A 20036-nucleotide genomic window follows, 5' to 3' on the forward strand; every position below is an offset into this window, starting at 1 on the left:
TTTTCAGCCCGTTTGGCTTAGTCCAGCTCTTCCGGCAGGATCAAATTCAGCAGGATCGACAGCCCGGCGGCAGGCAACAGGCCCGAGGTCAGCAGAATCTGCGCCGTCTTGGGCAGGTGCTGCAGCGCCGAGGGTTCGAGTTGCAGGCCAAAGCCGACCGACAGCGAGATCGCGAAGATCACCATGTTGCGGCGGTTCCAGGATACTTCGGACAGCATGTTGACGCCCGCTGCGGCGACCATGCCGAACATGACGATCACGCCGCCGCCCAGCACGTTGATCGGCACGGTGGACACGATGGCCCCGAATTTGGGGATCAGGCCGCAGACGATCAGGAAGATCGCGCCGATGGTGACGACGTGGCGGCTCATGACGCCGGTGATGCTGATCAGGCCGACGTTCTGGCTGAACGAGGTGTTGGGCAGGGCGCCGAACACACCCGCGACGGCGGTGCCAAGGCCGTCTGCAAAGGTCGCACCGGCGATCTCCTTGTCGGTCGCCTCGCGGCCCGCGCCGCCCTTGGTGATGCCGCTGACATCGCCCACGGTCTCAATCGCCGAGATCACCGCCATGAAGCACATGCCGAGGATGATCGCGCCGTTGAATTCGACCCCCCATTTGAAGGGCATGGGCAGGGCGAACACCGCTGCGCGGCCGATATTGCCGAAGTTCACCTGACCCATCAGATAGGCGACGACATAGCCCGCGATCAGGCCGATCAGAACGGCTGCGACCGAGGACAGGCCGCGGGTGAAGAACTTGAAGCCCAGCGTGACCAGAATCACGACCAGAGCCGGGGTCCACATCGCCAGTGTGCCGAATTCGGGCTTACCCATCAGCGGCACACCCCCAGCGGCGTATTGGATGCCGACCTTGAGCAACGACAGACCGATCATCAGCACGATCAGCCCGGTGACCAGCGGCGGCAGGGCAAAGCGGATCTTGCCGATCACGGTGCCCAGACAGAAGTGGAAGATGCCGCCGATCACGATGCCGGTCATCAGCCCGGCCAGACCGGCGGTGCCCTGACCCGCGACCGCCGGGATCATCACCGGCAGGAACGCGAACGAGGTGCCCTGCACGATCGGCAGACGCGCGCCGACGGGGCCCATGCCCAGCGTCTGGAACAGCGTGGCGATGCCTGCGAACAGCATCGACATCTGGATCATGTAGATCAGGTTCGGGAAATCCGGGCTGTTCGAGCCAAAGCCGAAGCCCGCCGCCCCCGCGACGATGATTGCCGGGGTGACGTTGCTGGCGAACATCGCCAGCACGTGCTGGATGCCCAGCGGTACCGCGTCGATCAACGGCGGGGTGTAGTTCGGATCTTTTAACTGATCCGGAGTTCCTAGGTAGCTGTTAGTCATCCCTCTACTCCTGTTGGGGGCCCCTCTTGGCGGGGGTTATCGTGTGATTTGAATGGGTTGGGGTAGTGTGTACTCTTGCAGGTTCGGGGTGCCGCCGATCCGGTCGACCACGGCGAAAAGGCCGGGTTCATGCAGCGGCGTCAGCACGCCGTGCCAGGTGCCTCGGTGCAGGTTGATGCCCTGACCCGGCGCGGCCAGAAAGGCACGGATGTTGGCGGGGGTGCCGTTGGCGTCGCTGGCGACGATCACCAGCCATTCATGTTGCGACATCGGAAGGAAGGCCTGGCTGCCGTCGGGGTGACGCTCCAGCAGGTCGAGCGTGTAGGGCAGGCTGCGCGGGCGGGCGTGGAAGATCGAGATGCCGGCACGGCCCTGCGGCCCGAAGTCCAGCCGCGCGCGGTCGTGGAAGCGCCCGCAATTGCCCTGGTTGATGATCTTGTCAGGGTCGCCGGACGCATCGAGTACGTCCCCATAAGGTGCGAAGGCGGTGGCGGTCAGCGGTTCGAGATGGATCGAAGTGGTCATGGGCGTCCTGGTCCGGGCAGGCGGGGGGCTGTCTGCCCCCCGCACCCCCCGAGGATATTTGCAAAAAGAAGAAGTCAGAGGGTCAGCTTGGGGTGGCGGTTCACGTCCTTGTAGAGGAGGTAACGGAAGGGCTCGGTGCCGGTGGCGATACAGGCTTGAGGGCAGAAGGCGCGCAGCCACATGAAATCGCCGGGGCCGACCTCGACCCAGTCCTTGTTCAGCAGGTAGCGGGCGGTGCCCTGGAGGACGTAGAGGCCGTGCTCCATCACGTGGGTTTCGGCGAAAGGGATGCGGCCGCCGGGGGCGAAGTTCACGATGTTGACGTGGAAATCGTGTCGAAGGTCGAGCGGGTCGGCGAAGCGTTGGGTTTCCCAGATACCCTCGGTTCCCGGCATGGCGGATTTGGGAACGTCGGTTTCGTGGACGACGCGGGCCTCGGGCGGGAGTTGGCCGGGCACGGGTTCGAAGCGTTTGCGAATCCAGTGGAAACCGCAGGGGGTGTCGCCGGTGTTCCACAGGGTCCAGACGGCGCTGGCGGGGATGAAGGCGAAGTGGCCCGGACCGAGGTCGTAGGCGTCGCGGCCAAGGGTCAGGCGGGCTGTGCCGTGGGCGATGAAGATGACGGCCTGCGCCTCGGGGTTGGGTTCGGGTTCGGCGCTGCCGCCGCCGGGGGACAGCTCGACCGCGTATTGGGCGAAGGTTTCGGCAAAGCCGGTCAGCGGTCGGGCCAGAATCCAAGCGCGCGCACCTGTCCAGCCGGGCAGGAAGCTGGTCACGATGTCGCGCATCGTATGGGCCGGGATGACGGCGTAAGCCTCTGTAAAGATGGCGGTTCCTTCGGGGTTAACTGTTTGGTCGGGCAGGCCGCCGGGGGGGAAGGCGTAGGTGGTCACAGCAGGGGCTCCAGTCGTAGGCGGGCGATGCGTTCGACCTGCTTGCAGGCCTCTTGCAGCTCGATCTCGGTGTCGTTGTTAACCCGGCGTTTGAAGTTTTCCAGGATGCTGGCCTTTGTGTGATCGCGGACGGCGATGATGAAGGGGAAGCCGTGTTTCTGGGTATAGTCTTGATTCAGCTGGGTAAAATCGGCGCGTTCCTGATCGGTCAGGGCGTCGAGGCCGGCGCTGGACTGTTCGGCGGTCGAATCAGCGGTCAGGCGTTTGGCGGCGGCCAGTTTGCCGGCCAGATCGGGGTGAGCGCGCAGGACGCCAAGGCGTTCGTCCGGCGTTGCGCTGCGGAAGATACGCGCCAGGGCGTTGTGCAGGCCCGCAGGCGTGTCATGCGCTGGCCCAAGTTCCAGATCAAAGGCGCGATCCGCGATCCATGCGGAATGCTCGAAAATGCTGCCGTATTTGGTGACAAAGGTGGCGCGATCCATCTGGCTGGGGCGGTCCTTGCGCTGTGGCGGATGGGTGGTGGCCCAGTGGCGGGCGATGTCGAGGCGGCGGGGCGTCCAGACGTTGGGATGCGACTGGATGTAGTCGATGAAGCGCTTCAGACCGGCCAGTTTGCCGGGGCGCCCGATGAGGCGGCAGTGCAGGCCGATGCTGAGCATCTTGGGCTTGTCCTCGGCATACAGCGTGTCGAAGGCGTCTTTGAGATAGGTGAAGAACTGCTCGCCGGTGATGTAGCCGGGGGCGGTGGCGAAACGCATGTCGTTGGCTTCGAGCGTGTAGGGGATGATCAGTTGGTCGCGGTCCCCGACAGGCAACCAATAGGGCAGATCGTCGTCGTAAGTGTCGGAAATATAATCGAAACCGCCCTCTTCGGCGACCAGCCGGACCGTGTTGGCCGAGCACCGCCCGGTGTACCAGCCGCGCGGGCGTTCGCCGACGACCTCGGTATGCAGGCGGATTGCTTCGGTGATGGCGGCGCGCTCGGCGTCCTCGGGCATGTCTTTGTGTTCGACCCATTTCAGCCCGTGGGAGGCGATCTCCCACCTGGCCTCTTTCATGGCCTCGACCTGTTCAGGCGAACGGGCGAGGGCGGTGGCGACGCCGTAGATGGTGACGGGGATGTTGGCGCCGGTGAACAGGCGATGCAGTCGCCAAAAGCCCGCGCGGGCGCCGTAGTCGTAGATCGACTCCATGTTCCAGTGGCGCTGACCAGGCCAGGGTGCGGCGCCGGCGATGTCGGAAAGGAAGGCCTCGGACGCGGCATCGCCGTGCAGAACGGAATTTTCCCCGCCTTCTTCGTAGTTTAGCACGAATTGCACGGCAATTTTCGCCCCGCCCGGCCATTGGGCGTCGGGGGTGCGGGGGCCGTAGCCGATCAGGTTGCGGGGATAGCGCTGCATTTTTGACCTCTTTCACGTGTGAACGGTTGTACGGCAGTAGGAGCGCTTGCCACTTTCAAGAAATTCTTGAAACACTTTCAGGGGTGAGTTGCCGCGCGCTGCCGCCTATCCTGTCGGCATCATATAGGCTAAGTGCCTGAAAAAGGAGCGATTTCATGTCCGAAGGTTATCTGACCACCCATGTGCTGGACACCGCGAAGGGATGCCCCGCCGCGGGCCTGCGGATCACGCTGTTCCGGCTGGAGGGCGAGACGCGCACCCAGCTGGCACAGATGGTGACCAATGATGACGGTCGCACCGACAGCCCGATCCTGCCGAAGGGGCAAATGAATACAGGCACTTACGAGCTGGTATTCGAGGCCGGCGCCTATCTGGATGCCAGCGGCGCCCCCGCCGAAAGCCCGCGTTTTCTGGACGTCGTGCCGATCCGCTTCGGGATTTCGGACGACCAGGCGCATTACCACGTGCCGCTGCTGATCAGCCCGTTCGGCATGTCGACCTACCGCGGGAGCTGAGCCGCAACACCCCGTTAACCCGGAAAATCGCCAGATTTCCGGCGAAAACCGTACGATTCGTTTCCCCTGTTTTTCCGCCCCCGACGCGCCTATATCTGGCCTTCCGATGGACAGCGCCGAAGGGGCGCGATAGGGAAGGCGCATGGCCAAGCAGAAATCAGACCCCAACTACAAGATCATCGCCGAGAACCGCCGGGCGCGCTTCGATTATGCGATCGAGGACGATCTGGAATGCGGGATCATTCTGCAGGGCTCTGAGGTGAAATCGCTGCGCGAGAACTCGGCCAATATCACGGAAAGCTACGCCTCGGTCGAAGAGGGCGAGCTGTGGCTGATCAACGGCTACATCGCGCCCTATGAACAGGCGAAAACCTGGGGGCACGAAGAGCGGCGCAAGCGCAAGCTGCTGGTGTCGAAAAAAGAGCTGGCGCGGATGTGGAACGCGACCCAGCGCAAGGGCATGACGCTGGTCCCGCTGGTCATGTATTTCAACCACAAGGGCCTGGTGAAGCTGAAGATCGGCATCGCCAAGGGCAAGAAGAACCACGACAAGCGCGCATCCGAGGCAGAACGCGACTGGAATCGCCAGAAAGCACGCCTTCTGAAGGAGGGCTGACGCCACCTAGTCTTGCCCTTCATCCCCCTGCATTGTAGGCAGGACAAAGCTTAATACATGGGGGACCGCATGGCACAAGACGATCCTAAAACGCTTGTTTCCACCGAATGGCTGGCCGCACATATCAAGGACCCGGATCTGCGGATTCTGGATGCCTCGATGTTCCTGCCGGGCGTCGGACGGGACGCGAAGGCCGAATACGACCAGGCCCACATCCCGAACGCGCGTTTCTTTGACGTGGACGAGATCAGCGATCTGCGGTCCGAACTGCCGCACATGGTGCCCCCGGTCGAGAAATTCATGTCGCGCCTGCGGGCGATGGGCGTGGGCGACGGGCACCAGGTGGTGGTCTATGACAGCCAGGGGATCTACTCGGCGCCGCGCGTGTGGTGGCTGTTCCGCCTGATGGGTCAGGACAACATCGCGGTGCTGGACGGTGGCCTGCCGAAATGGGTTGCCGAAGGTCGCGAGACCGAGGACATGCCGCCGATCGTGCGCGACCGCCACATGACCACGCGCCGTCAGAACCACATGGTGAAGGACGTCACGCAGGTGTCCTCGGCGTCGAAGCTGGGGGATTACGTGATCGTGGACGCGCGCTCGGCCGAGCGGTTCCGCGGCGAGGTGGACGAGCCCCGCGCCGGTCTGCGTCGTGGCCACATCCCCGGCGCGCGCAACGTGCCGTTCAACACGCTGTTGCAGGCCGACGGCACCCTGAAATCCCCCGATGACTGCCGCGCCGTGTTCGAGGCCGCCGGCGTCGATCTGGGCAAGCCGGTGATCGCGTCCTGCGGTTCTGGCGTGACCGCCGCCGTGCTGTGCCTGGCGCTGGAGCGGATGGGGAAAACCGATCACTCGATTTATGACGGGTCCTGGACCGAATGGGGGGCCTTCCCCACCTTGCCCGTCGCCACCGGAGAAGCCTGAGAGAAAATGTTCAGCAACCTGAAGACCCACCCCGCAGACAAGATCCTTGCGCTGATGCAGCTGTACAAGGACGACCCGCGCCCCAACAAGATCGACCTGGGCGTCGGTGTGTACAAGGACGCAACCGGGCTGACCCCGGTGATGCGCGCCGTGAAGGCCGCCGAAAAACAGCTGTGGGAACAGGAAACCACCAAGACCTATGTCGCGCTGGCCGGTGACCCCGGGTTCGCAGACGCGATGGTGGACATGGTGCTGGCCGGTGCGGTCGCGCGTGAAAACGTGGCGGCGGCAGCAACCCCGGGCGGCACCGGCGCGTGCCGTCAGGCGTTCGAGATGGTCAAGATGGCCAACCCCGACGCACGGATTTTCGTGTCGAACCCGACCTGGCCGAACCACCTGTCGATCCTGAAGCACCTGAACATGCCGGTGGTCGAGTATCGCTACTTCGACGCCGAGTCGCGCGGTGTGGACTTCGAAGGCATGCTGGCTGACCTGCAGCAGGTCAAGGCGGGCGACGTCGTGCTGCTGCACGGCTGCTGCCACAACCCGACCGGCGCCAACCTGAACCTGACCCAGTGGCAGGCCGTGGTGGACGTGCTGCTGAAAACCGGTGGCGTGCCGATGATCGACCTGGCCTATCAGGGCTTTGGCGACGGCTTGGACGAAGACGCGGCGGCGACCCGCCTGGTGGCCTCGTCGGTGCCGGAATGCCTGATCGCGGCCAGCTGTTCCAAGAACTTCGGGATCTACCGCGAACGCACCGGCATCCTGATGGCCGTCGCGCAGGACAAGGGCCTGCGGACCCTGACCCAGGGCACGCTGAACTACCTGAACCGCCAGAACTACTCGTTCCCGCCGGATCACGGCGCGCGTCTGGTGACGATGATCCTGAACGACCCCAAGCTGCGCACCGAATGGGCGACCGAGCTGGAAGAAGTGCGCCTGTCGATGCTGAACCTGCGTCAGCAGATGGCGGACGAGCTGCAGCGGCTGTCGGGCTCGGACCGGTTCGGGTTCATCGCACAGCACCGGGGCATGTTCTCGCGGCTGGGCACCACGCCCGAAATGGTCGAGCGCCTGCGCGCCGAGCACGCGATCTACATGGTGGGCGATTCGCGCCTGAACATCGCCGGGCTGAACAGCACCACGGTGCCGATCCTGGCCAAAGCGATCGTCGATACCGGGATTTGAGCCGGAAATACGCGAAGGGCGGGCCTTGGGTCCGCCCTTTCGCTGAGGGGGCTTGAAATTGCCTCGATGTTAGCGCATATCAAAAGGGCTAACGTTATTCTATCTCGACCTGTCTCCCGTTTCTGACGGCGTTCAGTCTTCGATACAGACCGACTACGCCGGACAGCCGCACTTCCGCGGGCTGTATTTTAAAACAGGAGACCACGGATATGGCCAACGGCACCGTGAAATGGTTCAACACCACCAAAGGCTACGGCTTCATCGCACCCGAAGGCGGCAAAAAAGACGTGTTCGTGCACATCTCGGCCGTCGAGCGTTCGGGCCTGACCGGTCTGAAGGACAACCAGAAGGTGACCTTCGACATCGAAGCAGGCCGTGACGGCCGCGAATCGGCAGTGAACATCGCTGTCGCCTGATTTCGATATCAGGACGGATTGAAGCGCGGCCCCTTGGGGCCGCGTTTTTCGTTTGTGGGGCCAAGATGTTTGGCACGGGCGTCAGCCCGGGCCGCGCCCGACCCTCCCCCCCGGGAGGGCGCATTGGCGATGTCGAGCGGAATGGGGGCGGCATTCGGGCTTTGAGGTGGTTCGCGGATCAACCGGGCGGAGCGCCCACCCAGGGTCGGGCGCAGCCCTTAGCGCCCATGAAAAAGCCCGCCGGGAAGGCGGGCTTTGTTGTTCAGGCTTGGGCCGTGGTCAGAGCAGACCGGCGTGCCGCATGGCCGCGTCGATGCGGGCCTTGGTGCTGTCGGTCAGGCCGGTCAGGGGCAGGCGCACCTCTTCGGAGCACAGGCCCAGACGCGACATGCCGTACTTGGCGCCGACGAGGCCGGGCTCGATAAAGATCGCTTCGTGCAGGGGCATCAGACGGTCCTGATACTCCAGCGCCTTGGCGTAGTCGCCGGCCAGGGTTGCGGCCTGGAATTCAGCGCACAGGCGCGGGGCCACGTTCGCGGTGACCGAGATGCAGCCAACGCCACCGTGGGCGTTGAAGCCCAGAGCGGTCGCGTCTTCGCCGGACAGCTGGATGAAATCCGCGCCGCAGGCGGCACGCTGCTGGCTGACACGCTCGATCTTGCCGGTGGCGTCCTTGACCCCGACGATGCGGGGCAGTTTCGCCAGTTCGCCCATCGTCTCGGGCGTCATGTCGATGACCGAGCGACCGGGAATGTTGTAGATGATGATCGGCAGGGTGCAGCAATCGTGCATCGCGGTGAAATGCGCGATCAGGCCGCGTTGGGTCGGCTTGTTGTAGTAGGGCGTCACGACCAGGGCCGCATCGGCGCCGACTTTCTGCGCGTGCTGGATCAGGCGGATGCCTTCGAGCGTGTTGTTGCTGCCCGCACCGGCGATGACGGGCACGCGGCCCGCGACGGCCTTGACCACTTCCTCGATCATGATCTCATGCTCGCGGTGGGTCAGGGTGGGGCTTTCGCCGGTGGTGCCGACGGGAACGAACCCGTTGGTGCCTTCGCCGATATGCCACTCGATGAGTTTCTTCAACGTCTCCAGATCCAGCTCGCCGTTCTTGAACGGCGTGACCAGGGCAGGATAGGACCCTTTGAACATGACACGCTCCTTTCGTGTTGGCGGGTAAAGACCCGGAGGATATTTGTGCACCCGGCGAGGATTCGCCCGCCTGCGTCTTCGTGATTTGCAGGCGGCAGGTCGCACAATTAAGCTGCGGTTGCATATCCTTTGTTCGTTTGGAAAGGCAAGAGATGTTGCGCGGTTTTACCCTGTTTTTGGCGATTTGCCTTGGTCTGGCCCCCATCGCGGGGCCCGCACGGGCCGAGGGGCCGCAGCCGATCGCCAGCGCTCTGGAAGCCGCGCGCGCGGGGAATTGGAGCAACGCCGACGCCATCGCAGCACGCGCGGGGCCGGTGGGCAGCGCCCTGCTGACATGGACGCGCCTGCGCGCCGGAGAGGGCAGTTTCGCCGAGGTCCGCGCCTTTCTGGCCGCCCATCCCGACTGGCCGGGGCTGTCGCTGATGCGCAAGCGCGCGGAATCCGGGCTGGCGGAGGCCTCGTCTTCGCAGGTGGTTGCGTTCTTTGACGGGGCCGCGCCGCAGACCGGGGCGGGGGTGCTGGCGCTGGCGCAGGCGCTGACGGCCAAAGGGCAGACGGCCGAGGCGGAAAAGATGCTGGTGCGGGCGTGGCAGACAATGGATCTGGACGCGGATTCGCACGATGCGCTGGTGGCGGCGTTCGGCAAGGTGCTGGCGCCGCATCACCCGCAGCGCATGGACATGGCGCTGTGGCGCGGGCTGAAGGGCGACGCCGAAAAGATGATGCCGCTGGTCAGCGAGGGCTGGCAGGCGCTGGCGCGCGCGCGGCTGGGGCTGCGAGCGCAGGCCAAGGGCGTGGACGGGCTGATCGGCGCGGTGCCGGGCAAGCTGCAGTCCGATCCGGGTCTGGCCTATGAGCGGTTCCTGTGGCGCGTCCGTAAGGGCCGCGCGGATGCGGTCGATCTGATCATCGCGCAAAGCACCAGCGCCAAGGCGCTTGGGCGGCCCGAGGAATGGTCGGGCTGGCGGCGCTACGTGGTGCGCGACCTGATGCGCGATGGACAGTATGACAAGGCGTACCGCGTCGCCTCGGCCCATTACATGCGGTCCGAGGATGGCTATGGCTATTCGGATCTGGAATGGCTGTCGGGCTACCTGTCGCTGCGGTTCCTGAAGGCACCCGAGCGCGCGCTGGACCATTTCCAGCGGTTCCGGGCGTCGGTGGAGACTCCGATCTCGCTCGGCCGGGCGGGATATTGGATCGGGCGCACGCAAGAGGCGTTGGGCGACAAGGAAGCCGCCAAGCACGCCTATGCCGAGGGCGCGCAGTTCCAGACCAGTTTTTACGGCTTGCTGGCGGCAGAGCGTGGCGGCGTGGCGTTCGATGCCAGCCTGGCGGGAACCGAGCGGTTCCCGGATTGGCGGCAGGCGGCGTTCGTGAAGTCCGAGGTCTATCAGGCGGGCATTCTGGCGCTGAACGCGGGTGAGGTCTCGCTGTCAGAGCAGTTCTTTACGCATCTGGCCGAGGGGCTGGACCGCACCGGCATGGGGCAGCTGGCTGACATGGCCGAAGAACTGAAACAGCCGCATTTGCAGGTGATGATCGCCAAGGCGGCCGCGCAAAAGGGCATCACGATCCACGCGCCCTATTACGCGCTGCACCCGATGCGCAAGATGACCCTGCCGGTGCCGGTAGAGCTGGCGCTGTCGATCGCCCGCCGGGAATCGGAGTTTGATCCATCGGTGATCAGCGGGGCCGGGGCGCAGGGGCTGATGCAGCTGATGCCGGGCACGGCGGCGCAGATGGCGCGCGAGCTGGGCGTGACGCATCAGGCGAGCCAGGTGCTGAGCGACTGGAGCTATAACGCGACGCTGGGCAGCGCCTATCTGGCCAAGCTGGCGGACCGGTTCGATGGCAACGTGGTGATGGTCGCGGCGGGGTATAACGCCGGACCCAGCCGGCCGGACCAGTGGATCGAGCGCTTCGGTGATCCGCGCGGGGGTGGTGTGGACGTGGTGGACTGGATCGAGATGATCCCCTTCACCGAGACCCAGAACTACGTGATGCGGGTGGCTGAATCGCTGCCGGTTTACCGCGCGCGCCTGGGGCTGAACCCGCATCCGGTGCCGTTCAGCCGAGAGCTGGTGGGCGCGACGGTGCGCCGTCGGTAAAGGCGCGCTGGTGGGGGGTGAGGGAGCCTCCGGCGGGAGTATTTCCGCTCAGAAAGAAGCAGGGATTTGTTAAGGCGAATCGGGTCTGGTCAGAGGCTGGCGGCGGGCGCGAAACCGGGCGGGATGGTGTCGCGGCCGTCGAGGATGAGGTCGGCCATTGTCTCTGCGGTTTTGGGGGCCATGCCGAAGCCGATCTTGAAGCCGCCGTTGGCGATGAACTCGCCGGGGCGGAGCGGGTGTTCGCCCAGCACGGGCGCGCGGGAGCGGGCGCGCGGGCGCACCCCGGCCCAGCGTTCGAGGATGGGCGCGTCGGCCAGGGCCGGGACGGCGGCGATGGCGCGGGCCAGCACGGTGTCGAGCTGGGCATCGGTCGAGGTGGGGTCGGTGTAGTCACGCTCGGACGTGGAGCCGATCGCAACGGTGCCGTCGGCGTGGGGCACGATGTGGACGGTGTCCGCGAAGAGTTGCGGCGCGCTGCGCCGGTCGAATTGCAGCAGGGCGGCCTGGCCTTTGACGCCGGTGCCGAAGCTGCGGGTATGGGCGGCGCTGATCTGTTCGAGGCCGGCGACGCCGGTGGCCCAGACGATGCGGCCCTCGGGGTCGCCGTCGCGGGTGATCTGGCCGCCGCGCGCGGTAATGGCGGCGATCAGGGCGGCGCAGGCCATGCGGGGGTGCATCCGGGCCGTCAGCGTGTCGCGGATCAGCCAGCCGGTGGGCGTGAGCGGCGCGAAATCCCCGGCCTGATCGGCGGGGATCACGGACCAGTCGGCGCGGCCGTGCCACAGCTGGGCGGCCCCTTCGGCGCGGGCATGGGCGAGGGTCAGGGCGTCCTCGTTGGCGACGGGTTGCAGGCGGCCGGTGCGGCCATAACCGCTGTCCTGACCGCCGGTTGCGGCGACCTCGGCCCACCAGTCGGCGGCCATCAGGAGGGATTCGAGCTGGAACTGTTTCTTGTCGTTCCAGTTTTCGGGGACGTGCGGGGCCAGTGCGCCGACCAGCCCGCCGCTGCTGCCGGCGCCGGGGCCGTTGGGGTCGATCACCCGGACCGAGGCACCGCGCCGGGCGCAGGACCAGGCCACCGACAGGCCGAACGCGCCCGCGCCGTAAACTGTGACATCGACCATTGCCATTCCCCTTGTGCCTGATGCATTCTCGGCTGGTTTTCCACGGCTTCTTAAGGGATCGACGGATGCATGACCAGCATGCCGAACTGGAATGGCGCGACGGCGAGATCCCGGTCTCGACCCGGTTCGACGATCCGTATTTCAGCCTGGATAACGGGTTGGCCGAAACGGCCTATGTGTTTCTGGACGGCAACGGGCTGCCGGGGCGGTTTCGCGACGGGTTCCGCATTGCCGAGTTGGGCTTTGGCACCGGGCTGAACCTGCTGGCGGCGGTCAAGCTGTGGCGCGAAAGCGGGCAGGCGGGGACACTGCATTACACCACGTTCGAGGCGTTCCCGATGACTGGGCCCGAGATGATCCGTGCGCAGGCGGCGTTTCCCGAGATCGCCGAGATCGCGGCCGAGTTCGCGCCGCATTGGCCCGCGCGCAAGCTGTCGTTGCCGGGGCTGGAGTTCCGCATGATCAAGGGAGACGCGCGCGAGACCTTGCCGGGGTGGGAGGGGCGCGCGGATGCATGGTTTCTGGACGGATTCTCGCCCGCCAAGAACCCCGAGCTGTGGGAGCCGTCGCTGATGCGGCATGTGGCTGACCATACGCAAGCGGATGGTACGGCGGCGACCTATACGGCGGCGGGGTTTGTCCGTCGCGGGCTGCAGGATGCCGGTTTCAGTGTAGAGCGCCGACCCGGGTTCGGGCGAAAACGGCATATGACGGTCGCGCGAAAGGGCCATTCATGAGTCAGGATCAAACCCGGCTGGGCATCATGCTGATGGTCGCCGCGACCTTTGTCTTTGCGATGCAGGACGGGATCTCGCGCCATTTGGCGGGGGAATACAACGTGCTGATGGTGGTGATGATCCGCTATTGGTTCTTTGCGGCCTTCGTGATGGCCGTGGCGGCGCGCAAGGCGGGCGGGTTGCGGCAGGCGGCAGCGACCAGCCAGCCGTGGTTGCAGACCTTTCGCGCGGTGCTGCTGGTGGCCGAGATTTGCGTGGCGATCTGGGGCTTTACCATCCTGGGGCTGGTGGAAAGCCATGCCGCCTTTGCCAGCTATCCGCTGATGGTGGCGGCGCTCTCCGGCCCGGTGCTGGGCGAGCGTGTGGGCTGGCGGCGCTGGGTGGCGATCGGGGTCGGCTTTGTCGGCGTGCTGATCATCCTGGAGCCGGGATACGGCGTGTTCAAACCCGCCGCCGCGATCCCGCTGCTGTCGGCGCTGATGTTCGCGCTGTACGGGCTGCTGACGCGCTATGCGGCGCGCAAGGACAAGTCGGCGACCTCGTTCTTCTGGACGGGGACGGTGGGGATGTTGGCGATGACCGCCGTGGGCATCTGGACATGGGAGCCGATGACCGGCCCCGACTGGATCTGGATGGCGGCGCTGTGCCTGACCGGGGCGACGGGGCATTACCTGCTGATCCGCTGCTACGAGGTGGCCGAGGCGAGCGCGGTGCAGCCCTTTGCCTATCTGCAGCTGCCGTTCGGCGCGGTGATCGGGGTGTTCGTCTTTGCCGAGACGATCCGGACCAACGTGCTGATCGGGGCCGGGCTGATCGTGGCGGCGGGGCTGTTCACCCTGTGGCGCGAGCGCCAGGCGCGGTGAGGTCGTCGCCCGTGGTGGGCGGGGATTTGAGTATTTGGGTCAGAAAGAAGCAGGGGCTGCGTCAGCGGGCCTGAGCGGTCATGTTCTGGCGGCCGTCGGGGGCGCGGACCCACATCTGGCCGTCGGACCAGCACAGGGTGGCGTCCTCGTGGTGCATAAGCGGGGAGGAGGCGCGGAAGCTGAACTCGGACAGTTTTCCGAGTTTGCGTTCGGCCATCAGCATCAGCAATTGTGCCAGCAGGGGACCGTGGGTGACGAGGCCGTCATACCCCTCGGTCCCGCGGGAGTAGGGTTCGTCGTAGTGGATGCGGTGGCCGTTGAAGGTGAGCGCGGAGTAGCGGAACAGCAGGGTCGAGGTGAAGCTGGCGGTTTCCGCGGCGGTTTCGTCGGTGCGGGCGGTGGGGGGTGTCGGCGCGGGGGTGCCGGGGGCGGGGTCCTCGCGGTAGACCAGGTCCTGCCATTCGGTGACGCGAATCACGCCGTCCTGCCAGATGTCGTGGCGCAGGGTGACGAAGGCGAGGGGGCCGGTGCGGCCGTCCTTGCGGGTGGTGCTTTCCAGGGTGGTGACCTTTTCGGCCACGCGTCCGGCGCGCAGGGGGCCGTGGAAGGCAAGGCGCCCGCCAGCCCACATGCGGCGCGGCAGGCCCAGATCGGGGATGATGCCGAGGCCGGTTTTGGGGTGGCCGTCGCGGCCCAGACGGGTCGGCGGCTCGGGCTGCCAGAAGTAGATCTGGTGGAAGAACGGGGGCAGCGGGGAGCCGTCCTCGATCGTGACGTGCAGACCGAGGGTCGCCTGCAGCGCTTTGGCGCGGGCGGGGTCCATCACATCGGTTTGACGGGTTTGAATCGGGGCGTCATTCTGCATGAGCGAAACGGTACAGAATGAATGGCAGTGGGGGCAATCGGGAAATGACGGCAAAGCTGAAGGCGCTGGACCATCTGGTTCTGACGGTGGGGGATATTGCGGCCTCGGTCCGGTTTTACACCGAGGTGATGGGGATGCAGGCGCAGGCGTTCCGGGGCTCGGATGGGACAGAGCGGCAGGCGCTGCTGTTCGGGCAACAGAAGATCAACCTGCACCAGGCCGGGCAGGAGTTCGAGCCGAAGGCGGCGGTGCCGATGCGGGGCTCGGCCGATCTGTGTTTCCTGACGGATGCGCCGCTGGAGGTATGGCTGGCGCAGTTCGCCGATCATCACGTCACGGTCGAGGAAGGGCCGGTGCAGCGCACCGGGGCCACCGGGGCGATCATGTCGCTGTATGTGCGCGACCCGGATGGCAACCTGATCGAGGTGTCGACCGCCGCTTAGCGGATCTCGGCGCGCAGGGCCTGCATCAGTTCGGAGATGGCTTTCAGGTAGTGGGCGTTGTCCAGCGTGCCGGTCTCAAATTCCTTGGACGCGTTGGCGACCATGACGAAGGGGCCGGGGATCAGGCGGGGTTGTAGCGGGGTCAGGCAGGCGCGCAGCATGTATTGGCCGGTTTCGCCGCCCGTGCGGCCGCCGTTGGCGGACATCACGGCGAGGGGTTTGCCGCGCAGGACGTTGCCCTCGACCCGGCTGACCCAGTCGAGCGCGTTCTTCAGCACGCCGGTGATGCCCTTGTTGTACTCGGGCGAGGCGATGACGATGGCGTCGGCGTTGCGGATCTGCTCGGCCAGGGTCAGGACGGCGGCGGGGATGCCTTCGGCGGCTTCCAGATCACCGTCGTAAAGCGGCAGGCGCAGGTCGGCCTGCACGACGGTGGCGGGGCCAAAGGCCTGCACGGCTTGGGCCAGCAGTTTGCGGTTGTAGCTGCCCGCGCGCAGCGAGCCGGAGATCGTCAGGAGTGTCGGTTCGGTCATCGGGTCCCTCATGTGAAAACGCCCCGGCCGAGGGGGCGCGGGGCGTTTCGGTCTGTCCGTATAGATGGATCAGTTCGGCAGGATGACAATCTCGACCCGGCGGTTCTGGGCGCGGCCTTCGGGGGTGAGGTTGGTGGCGATGGGCGCATCCTCGCCCCGGCCGATGATCTGAACGCGGCCCGAATAGACGCCCGAGCCGATCAGGATGTTCGCAACGGCGGCGGCGCGGCGCTGCGACAGGTCCAGGTTATACTGGGCCGAGCCGGTGTTGTCGGTGTGGCCGATCACCTGCACGGTGGATTCGGGATAGCGGTTCAGACTGGTGGCGACGGCCTGGATATCGTCGCGCAGGCCGCCCTGCACATAGGTGCTGTCGGTGCCGAACAGGATGTCCTGCGGCATGATCACGACAAGGCGGTCGCCTTCGTTGATGATGCGGACGCGGCCGTCCAGGCTTTGGCGCAGCTCGGCCTCTTGCTTATCAAGGTTGTTGCCGATGGCGGCACCCACGCCAGCCCCCAGCGCCGCGCCGACGATGGCGCCTTTTTTCTTGTTGCCGGACAGCATTGCGCCGCCCACGGCACCGATGATGCCGCCGACAAGGGCGCCTTCCTTGGCGTTCTTGTTGGGGTCCGAGTCGCTCATGGCGCCGTCGGTGCAGGCGGTGGTCAGCAGCAGCGCCGAGGCTGCCAGAAAGGCGACGGATTTGCGGGCGATAGTCATGATCAAATGCCTTATTGAAGTGTTCCGATATGTCGGGTCTTCAACAGTATATGCGGGTGATTTGTTCCGCGCTAAACACGATTGTGTAAACTTGCGCGGGATTTCGCGCATGGGTCAGACAGCCTCGGCGCGGGCGGATTCGTAGGCCAGCAGCGCGCGTTTGACCGGCAGGCCCCAGTGATACCCGCCCAAAGCGCCGGATTTGCGCAGGGCGCGGTGGCAGGGGATCAGCCAGCTGACCGGGTTGCGCCCCACGGCGGTGCCGACGGCGCGGACGGCCTTGGGGCTGCCGATGGAGTGGGCGATCTCGGAATAGGTCGTGACGTGCCCCGAGGGGATCTGCAGCAGCGCCTCCCACACCTTGATCTGGAAGGGCGCGCCGATCATGTGCAGCGCGGTTTCGCCCTTTTGCGCAAAGGCCGCGTCAACCAGCGGCTTCAGCGCCATCGGATCCTCGACGAAGGTGGCCTTGGGCCAGCGGCTGCGCATGTCCTGCATGGCGTGCTCGGTCCCCGTTTCGGCGGCGAAGGCCAGACCGCACAGTCCGCGATCCGTGCCCATTACCAGCGCCAGATCGAAGGGGCTGTCGAACCAGCCCCAGTAGATCGTGACGCCTTCGCCGGCGCGGGCATAGTCGCCGGGGCTCATCGCTTCCCAGCGGATGAACAGGTCGTGCAGGCGGCCGTTGCCGGACAGGCCGACGTTATGGCTGACCTCAAGCGTGGTCATGTTGTCACGCAGCATCGCCTTGGCGTGATCCAGCGTGAGGTATTGCTGATACCGCTTCGGCGACACCCCCACCCATTGCGAGAAGATGCGCTGGAAATGGCCGCGGCTCATGTTCATGCGGTCGGACAGATCGGCCAGGGACAGGCCCGGCTCGGCGTCGATCAGATCCAGCGCGCGGCGCATCACGTGGTAATGGTATCCGGGGTCGGTGTCGTGCATGTCGGGCCTCTTTCGTTGGGACCACGATAGACCGGAACGGCGCGGCCAATCGACCCGAAACATGCGGGAAAGGCTTGAGCGTGGCGGCAGGTCGGGGCATAGCAGACCCATGGCACAGCAGCTTGACTATCACACGATCCGAGAGATTTTCACCCGCTTCCAAGAGGCCGAACCCGAGCCGAAAGGAGAGCTGGACCACGTCAACGCCTACACGCTGGTGGTGGCGGTCGCGCTGTCGGCGCAGGCCACGGACAAGGGCGTGAACAAGGCCACGGCCGAGCTGTTCAAGATCGCCGACACCCCGCAAAAGATGCTGGATCTGGGCGAAGAGGGGCTGATCGAGCACATCAAGACCATCGGCCTCTATCGCAACAAGGCCAAGAACGTGATGAAGATGTCCCGCATCCTGGTCGATGACTACGGCGGAGAGGTGCCATGTTCCCGCGCCGCGCTGGAATCGCTACCCGGCGTGGGCCGCAAGACGGCGAACGTGGTGCTGAACATGTGGTGGCGCTACCCGGCGCAGGCGGTGGACACGCATATCTTTCGCTTCGGCAACCGCTCGGGCGTGTGTCCGGGCAAGGACGTGGTCGCCGTGGAACGCGCGATCGAGGACAACATCCCCGTCGATTTCCAGCTGCACGCCCACCACTGGATGATCCTGCACGGGCGCTATACCTGCGTCGCGCGCAAACCCAAATGCAACGCCTGCCTGATCCGCGATCTGTGCATGTTTGAGGACAAGACCCCATGAAGAAATACCAGGTTGTCGGCATCGGTAATGCCATCGTCGACGTGATCAGCCGCTGCGACGATGCCTTTCTGTCGAAGATGGGAATCGAAAAGGGGATCATGCAACTGGTCGAACAGGACCGGGGCGAACACCTCTACGATCACATGGCCGATCACCTGAAAATCCCCGGTGGCTCGGTCGCCAACACGTTGGCAGGGCTTGGCAATCTGGGCCTGTCCACCGCGTTTATCGGCCGCGTTCGCGCCGACGCGCTGGGCCGTTTCTACGCCGAAGAAATGGCCAAGGGCGGCACCGATTTCCCCAATGCGCCGGTCGCGATGGGGGCGGGCGATCTGCCCACCTCGCGCTCGATGATCTTCGTGACGCCGGATGGCGAACGCTCGATGAACACCTACCTGGGGATTTCCTCGGAACTGGGCCCCGATGACGTGTCCGACGACGTGGCAGGCCAGGCCGAGGTGCTGTTCCTCGAAGGCTACCTGTACGACAAACCCAAGGGCAAAGAGGCGTTCGAGGCCGCCGCCCGCGCCTGCCGCACCGCCGGTGGCCGCGCCGGGATCGCGCTCAGCGATCCGTTCTGCGTCGATCGTCACCGCAATGATTTCCGCCGTCTGGTCAAAGAGTTGGACTACGTGATCGGCAACCAGCACGAATGGGAATCGCTCTACCAGACCGACCTGGGCAGCGCGCTGGAACAGGCCGCGCAGGATGCCGGGCTGGTGGTCTGCACCCGTTCGGGCCATGACGTGGTGCTGGTGCGCGGCGACGAACAGGTCACCGTCCCCGTCACGGAAATCACCCCTGTGGATGCCACCGGCGCGGGCGACCAGTTCGCCGCGGGCTTCCTCTACGGCTACGCCACCGGCGCGCCGCTGGATGTCGCTGGCCGCATGGGCTGCATCACCGCGGCCGAGGTCATCTCGCATATCGGTGCCCGCCCCGAGGCTGACACCAAGGCGCTCTTCAAAAAGGCCGGGCTGATCTGAGCGCGGCCCTGCCTTCTTCTTTTTGAAAATATCCCGGGGGGGGGCGTTGAAGCCGCAGGGTTCAACGTGGGGGGCAGCGCCCCCCTAGCTGCCCAGTTTCGCGTGCACCTCGGCCAGGTCGATCTCGCCCAGCGGCATCTTGTTGCCCGGGTTCTCGAAATCATAGCGGAACAGCTCGAAATCCGGTTTGTAGATCTCGTACATCAGGTGCATCGACAGGTCGTCGAAATAGTCCTCGACCGGGTGCAGGCGTTTCGGCCCGTGCCCCTCGGATTCGTTGAAGCGCGGGATGTCGGACAGCACCACGGGGTGCTTCGTCTCGATATTGTCCAGCACGGTCTGCATCCCGTCGTTGAACGCCTCGGTCCAGAAGATGTGGTCGTAGCTGCCGCCGTTATGGATGAACGTCGACACATGCCCCGAAACCGAGGACCAGTGGATATCCGGGTCCATCGGTTTGCGGAACCGGATGGTGTCGCGCACGAACAGCAGGAAGCGGCGGAAGCTGCGGATCTGGTCGAACTCGTCCTTGCCGTCGGGGCCGCCCACCTCGATCCCGTATTTCTGGATCAACAGCGGCACTAGGTTACCGCGATAGCGTTTGCCGTTGCGTTGGATGCCGCAAATCTTGTCAAAGAACGAGGACAGCACCCGCGTATAGGGATTGCGCACGCAGGTGAAAGCATAGGCGGTGTGATCGCGCACCGCGGCCTCGATCACCGGCTGGCTGGCGTCAAAGGCCCATTTGTGCAGGCCTGCGTCGGCATCGTGGATGTCACCGTCAAAAAAGGCGCCGTGATCCGAATAATACATGATCTGCCCGATGGTCGAGCAGGCGCATTTCGGAACTACGCGATAGATGACGCTTTCGCTTTCCGTCATCCATGTGCCGGGAAAACCCATGAAAACTGCCTCCGTTTTCAGGCGATTAACAAACCATCCGCCTT

At 65.2% G+C, this 20036-nt stretch carries 22 protein-coding genes; 11 read left to right on the forward strand and 11 right to left on the reverse strand.

The features are described from left to right. Positions 1–17: 17 nt before the first annotated feature. The 4 genes from E7681_RS10400 to puuE form a co-directional block, all read right to left on the reverse strand. Positions 18–1367: a uracil-xanthine permease family protein gene (locus tag E7681_RS10400; protein ID WP_136339218.1), complete on the reverse strand. Its 1350-nt coding sequence runs from the start codon at positions 1365–1367 to the stop codon at positions 18–20. Between the two features lie 36 nt (positions 1368–1403). After that, the gene (locus E7681_RS10405) at positions 1404–1892 is read right to left on the reverse strand and encodes an ureidoglycolate lyase (RefSeq protein WP_136339219.1); all 489 of its coding nucleotides are present in this window, start codon (positions 1890–1892) and stop codon (positions 1404–1406) included. A gap of 74 nt (positions 1893–1966) precedes the next feature. Then, a complete protein-coding gene (locus E7681_RS10410) occupies positions 1967–2785 on the reverse strand; it encodes a bifunctional allantoicase/(S)-ureidoglycine aminohydrolase (protein ID WP_136339220.1) in 819 nt (272 codons plus the stop codon). Continuing rightward, the gene (gene puuE, locus E7681_RS10415; RefSeq protein WP_136339221.1) at positions 2782–4185 is read right to left on the reverse strand and encodes an allantoinase PuuE; all 1404 of its coding nucleotides are present in this window, start codon (positions 4183–4185) and stop codon (positions 2782–2784) included. The genes E7681_RS10410 and puuE overlap by 4 nt, the downstream gene beginning before the upstream one ends. Positions 4186–4340: 155 nt before the next feature. Here puuE and uraH point away from each other — a divergent pair, with 155 nt between their 5' ends. The 5 genes from uraH (at position 4341) to E7681_RS10440 (ending at position 7850) form a co-directional block, all read left to right on the forward strand. Next, entirely contained in the window at positions 4341–4700 is a 360-nt protein-coding gene (gene uraH, locus E7681_RS10420) for a hydroxyisourate hydrolase (RefSeq protein WP_136339222.1), read from the forward strand. A gap of 142 nt (positions 4701–4842) precedes the next feature. After that, positions 4843–5316, forward strand: a complete 474-nt coding sequence (gene smpB, locus E7681_RS10425; protein ID WP_136339223.1) for an SsrA-binding protein SmpB — start codon at positions 4843–4845, stop codon at positions 5314–5316. 69 nt (positions 5317–5385) lie between these two features. Further along, positions 5386–6243, forward strand: a complete 858-nt coding sequence (gene sseA, locus E7681_RS10430) for a 3-mercaptopyruvate sulfurtransferase (protein WP_136339224.1) — start codon at positions 5386–5388, stop codon at positions 6241–6243. A gap of 6 nt (positions 6244–6249) precedes the next feature. Further along, positions 6250–7434, forward strand: coding sequence for an amino acid aminotransferase (locus tag E7681_RS10435; RefSeq protein WP_136339225.1), 1185 nt, complete (start codon positions 6250–6252; stop codon positions 7432–7434). Between the two features lie 209 nt (positions 7435–7643). Continuing rightward, positions 7644–7850 (forward strand): cold-shock protein, encoded by a 207-nt coding sequence (locus E7681_RS10440; protein WP_136339226.1) that lies wholly within the window; start codon positions 7644–7646, stop codon positions 7848–7850. Between the two features lie 279 nt (positions 7851–8129). Here the strand turns inward: E7681_RS10440 and dapA are convergent, their stop codons facing one another. After that, the gene (dapA, locus tag E7681_RS10445) at positions 8130–9002 is read right to left on the reverse strand and encodes a 4-hydroxy-tetrahydrodipicolinate synthase (RefSeq protein ID WP_136339227.1); all 873 of its coding nucleotides are present in this window, start codon (positions 9000–9002) and stop codon (positions 8130–8132) included. A 152-nt stretch (positions 9003–9154) separates the two neighbouring features. Between dapA and E7681_RS10450 the strand changes: the two genes are divergently transcribed. Next, entirely contained in the window at positions 9155–11113 is a 1959-nt protein-coding gene (locus E7681_RS10450; protein WP_136339228.1) for a lytic transglycosylase domain-containing protein, read from the forward strand. An 89-nt stretch (positions 11114–11202) separates the two neighbouring features. Here the strand turns inward: E7681_RS10450 and E7681_RS10455 are convergent, their stop codons facing one another. Then, on the reverse strand, positions 11203–12237 hold the full coding sequence (locus tag E7681_RS10455; protein WP_136339229.1) for an NAD(P)/FAD-dependent oxidoreductase: 1035 nt from the start codon (positions 12235–12237) through the stop codon (positions 11203–11205). Between the two features lie 65 nt (positions 12238–12302). Here E7681_RS10455 and mnmC2 point away from each other — a divergent pair, with 65 nt between their 5' ends. Continuing rightward, a complete protein-coding gene (gene mnmC2, locus E7681_RS10460) occupies positions 12303–12974 on the forward strand; it encodes a tRNA (5-methylaminomethyl-2-thiouridine)(34)-methyltransferase MnmC2 (RefSeq protein ID WP_136339230.1) in 672 nt (223 codons plus the stop codon). After that, a complete protein-coding gene (locus E7681_RS10465) occupies positions 12971–13837 on the forward strand; it encodes a DMT family transporter (protein ID WP_136339231.1) in 867 nt (288 codons plus the stop codon). The genes mnmC2 and E7681_RS10465 overlap by 4 nt, the downstream gene beginning before the upstream one ends. 61 nt (positions 13838–13898) lie before the next feature. On the opposite strand, the gene E7681_RS10470 is transcribed toward E7681_RS10465, so the two are convergent. Then, positions 13899–14702 carry an HTD2 family dehydratase gene (locus E7681_RS10470; protein WP_136339232.1) on the reverse strand — a complete coding sequence of 268 codons (804 nt, stop codon included), beginning with the start codon at positions 14700–14702 and terminating at the stop codon, positions 13899–13901. Positions 14703–14746: 44 nt separating this feature from the next. On the opposite strand from E7681_RS10470, the gene E7681_RS10475 reads away from it, so the two are divergent. Beyond that, complete coding sequence (locus tag E7681_RS10475) at positions 14747–15145, forward strand: VOC family protein (protein ID WP_136339233.1); 399 nt, start codon at positions 14747–14749, stop codon at positions 15143–15145. Here the strand turns inward: E7681_RS10475 and E7681_RS10480 are convergent. The 3 genes from E7681_RS10480 to E7681_RS10490 form a co-directional block, all read right to left on the reverse strand. Beyond that, positions 15142–15678: an NADPH-dependent FMN reductase gene (locus E7681_RS10480; protein WP_136339234.1), complete on the reverse strand. Its 537-nt coding sequence runs from the start codon at positions 15676–15678 to the stop codon at positions 15142–15144. The genes E7681_RS10475 and E7681_RS10480 overlap by 4 nt on opposite strands. Before the next feature lie 69 nt (positions 15679–15747). Then, positions 15748–16401, reverse strand: a complete 654-nt coding sequence (locus E7681_RS10485) for a YiaD family glycine zipper/OmpA-like lipoprotein (protein ID WP_136339235.1) — start codon at positions 16399–16401, stop codon at positions 15748–15750. A 114-nt stretch (positions 16402–16515) separates the two neighbouring features. Further along, positions 16516–17349, reverse strand: coding sequence for a methylated-DNA--[protein]-cysteine S-methyltransferase (locus tag E7681_RS10490; RefSeq protein ID WP_136339236.1), 834 nt, complete (start codon positions 17347–17349; stop codon positions 16516–16518). A 109-nt stretch (positions 17350–17458) separates the two neighbouring features. Here E7681_RS10490 and nth point away from each other — a divergent pair, with 109 nt between their 5' ends. Both nth and E7681_RS10500 read left to right on the forward strand, forming a co-directional pair. Then, positions 17459–18103, forward strand: a complete 645-nt coding sequence (gene nth, locus E7681_RS10495) for an endonuclease III (RefSeq protein WP_136339237.1) — start codon at positions 17459–17461, stop codon at positions 18101–18103. After that, positions 18100–19089, forward strand: coding sequence for an adenosine kinase (locus tag E7681_RS10500; RefSeq protein ID WP_136339238.1), 990 nt, complete (start codon positions 18100–18102; stop codon positions 19087–19089). Before nth ends, E7681_RS10500 begins: the two co-directional genes overlap by 4 nt. An 84-nt stretch (positions 19090–19173) precedes the next feature. Here the strand turns inward: E7681_RS10500 and E7681_RS10505 are convergent, their stop codons facing one another. Further along, positions 19174–19992, reverse strand: a complete 819-nt coding sequence (locus tag E7681_RS10505) for a sulfotransferase family protein (RefSeq protein WP_136339239.1) — start codon at positions 19990–19992, stop codon at positions 19174–19176. Positions 19993–20036 lie beyond the last annotated feature (44 nt).

Origin of the sequence: Thalassobius vesicularis (assembly GCF_004799325.1) — a bacterium.
Lineage (GTDB): Bacteria > Pseudomonadota > Alphaproteobacteria > Rhodobacterales > Rhodobacteraceae > Thalassobius > Thalassobius vesicularis.

Excerpts from the sequence above, each read along its gene's own strand:
- E7681_RS10400 (WP_136339218.1), bottom strand. The coding sequence starts at position 1,367 with ATGACTAACAGCTACCTAGGAACTCCGGATCAGTTAAAAGATCCGAAC.
- E7681_RS10405 (WP_136339219.1), bottom strand. The coding sequence starts at position 1,892 with ATGACCACTTCGATCCATCTCGAACCGCTGACCGCCACCGCCTTCGCA.
- puuE (WP_136339221.1), bottom strand. The coding sequence starts at position 4,185 with ATGCAGCGCTATCCCCGCAACCTGATCGGCTACGGCCCCCGCACCCCC.
- uraH (WP_136339222.1), top strand. The coding sequence starts at position 4,341 with ATGTCCGAAGGTTATCTGACCACCCATGTGCTGGACACCGCGAAGGGA.
- smpB (WP_136339223.1), top strand. The coding sequence starts at position 4,843 with ATGGCCAAGCAGAAATCAGACCCCAACTACAAGATCATCGCCGAGAAC.
- sseA (WP_136339224.1), top strand. The coding sequence starts at position 5,386 with ATGGCACAAGACGATCCTAAAACGCTTGTTTCCACCGAATGGCTGGCC.
- E7681_RS10435 (WP_136339225.1), top strand. The coding sequence starts at position 6,250 with ATGTTCAGCAACCTGAAGACCCACCCCGCAGACAAGATCCTTGCGCTG.
- E7681_RS10440 (WP_136339226.1), top strand. The coding sequence starts at position 7,644 with ATGGCCAACGGCACCGTGAAATGGTTCAACACCACCAAAGGCTACGGC.
- dapA (WP_136339227.1), bottom strand. The coding sequence starts at position 9,002 with ATGTTCAAAGGGTCCTATCCTGCCCTGGTCACGCCGTTCAAGAACGGC.
- E7681_RS10450 (WP_136339228.1), top strand. The coding sequence starts at position 9,155 with ATGTTGCGCGGTTTTACCCTGTTTTTGGCGATTTGCCTTGGTCTGGCC.
- E7681_RS10455 (WP_136339229.1), bottom strand. The coding sequence starts at position 12,237 with ATGGTCGATGTCACAGTTTACGGCGCGGGCGCGTTCGGCCTGTCGGTG.
- mnmC2 (WP_136339230.1), top strand. The coding sequence starts at position 12,303 with ATGCATGACCAGCATGCCGAACTGGAATGGCGCGACGGCGAGATCCCG.
- E7681_RS10465 (WP_136339231.1), top strand. The coding sequence starts at position 12,971 with ATGAGTCAGGATCAAACCCGGCTGGGCATCATGCTGATGGTCGCCGCG.
- E7681_RS10470 (WP_136339232.1), bottom strand. The coding sequence starts at position 14,702 with ATGCAGAATGACGCCCCGATTCAAACCCGTCAAACCGATGTGATGGAC.
- E7681_RS10475 (WP_136339233.1), top strand. The coding sequence starts at position 14,747 with ATGACGGCAAAGCTGAAGGCGCTGGACCATCTGGTTCTGACGGTGGGG.
- E7681_RS10480 (WP_136339234.1), bottom strand. The coding sequence starts at position 15,678 with ATGACCGAACCGACACTCCTGACGATCTCCGGCTCGCTGCGCGCGGGC.
- E7681_RS10485 (WP_136339235.1), bottom strand. The coding sequence starts at position 16,401 with ATGACTATCGCCCGCAAATCCGTCGCCTTTCTGGCAGCCTCGGCGCTG.
- E7681_RS10490 (WP_136339236.1), bottom strand. The coding sequence starts at position 17,349 with ATGCACGACACCGACCCCGGATACCATTACCACGTGATGCGCCGCGCG.
- nth (WP_136339237.1), top strand. The coding sequence starts at position 17,459 with ATGGCACAGCAGCTTGACTATCACACGATCCGAGAGATTTTCACCCGC.
- E7681_RS10500 (WP_136339238.1), top strand. The coding sequence starts at position 18,100 with ATGAAGAAATACCAGGTTGTCGGCATCGGTAATGCCATCGTCGACGTG.
- E7681_RS10505 (WP_136339239.1), bottom strand. The coding sequence starts at position 19,992 with ATGGGTTTTCCCGGCACATGGATGACGGAAAGCGAAAGCGTCATCTAT.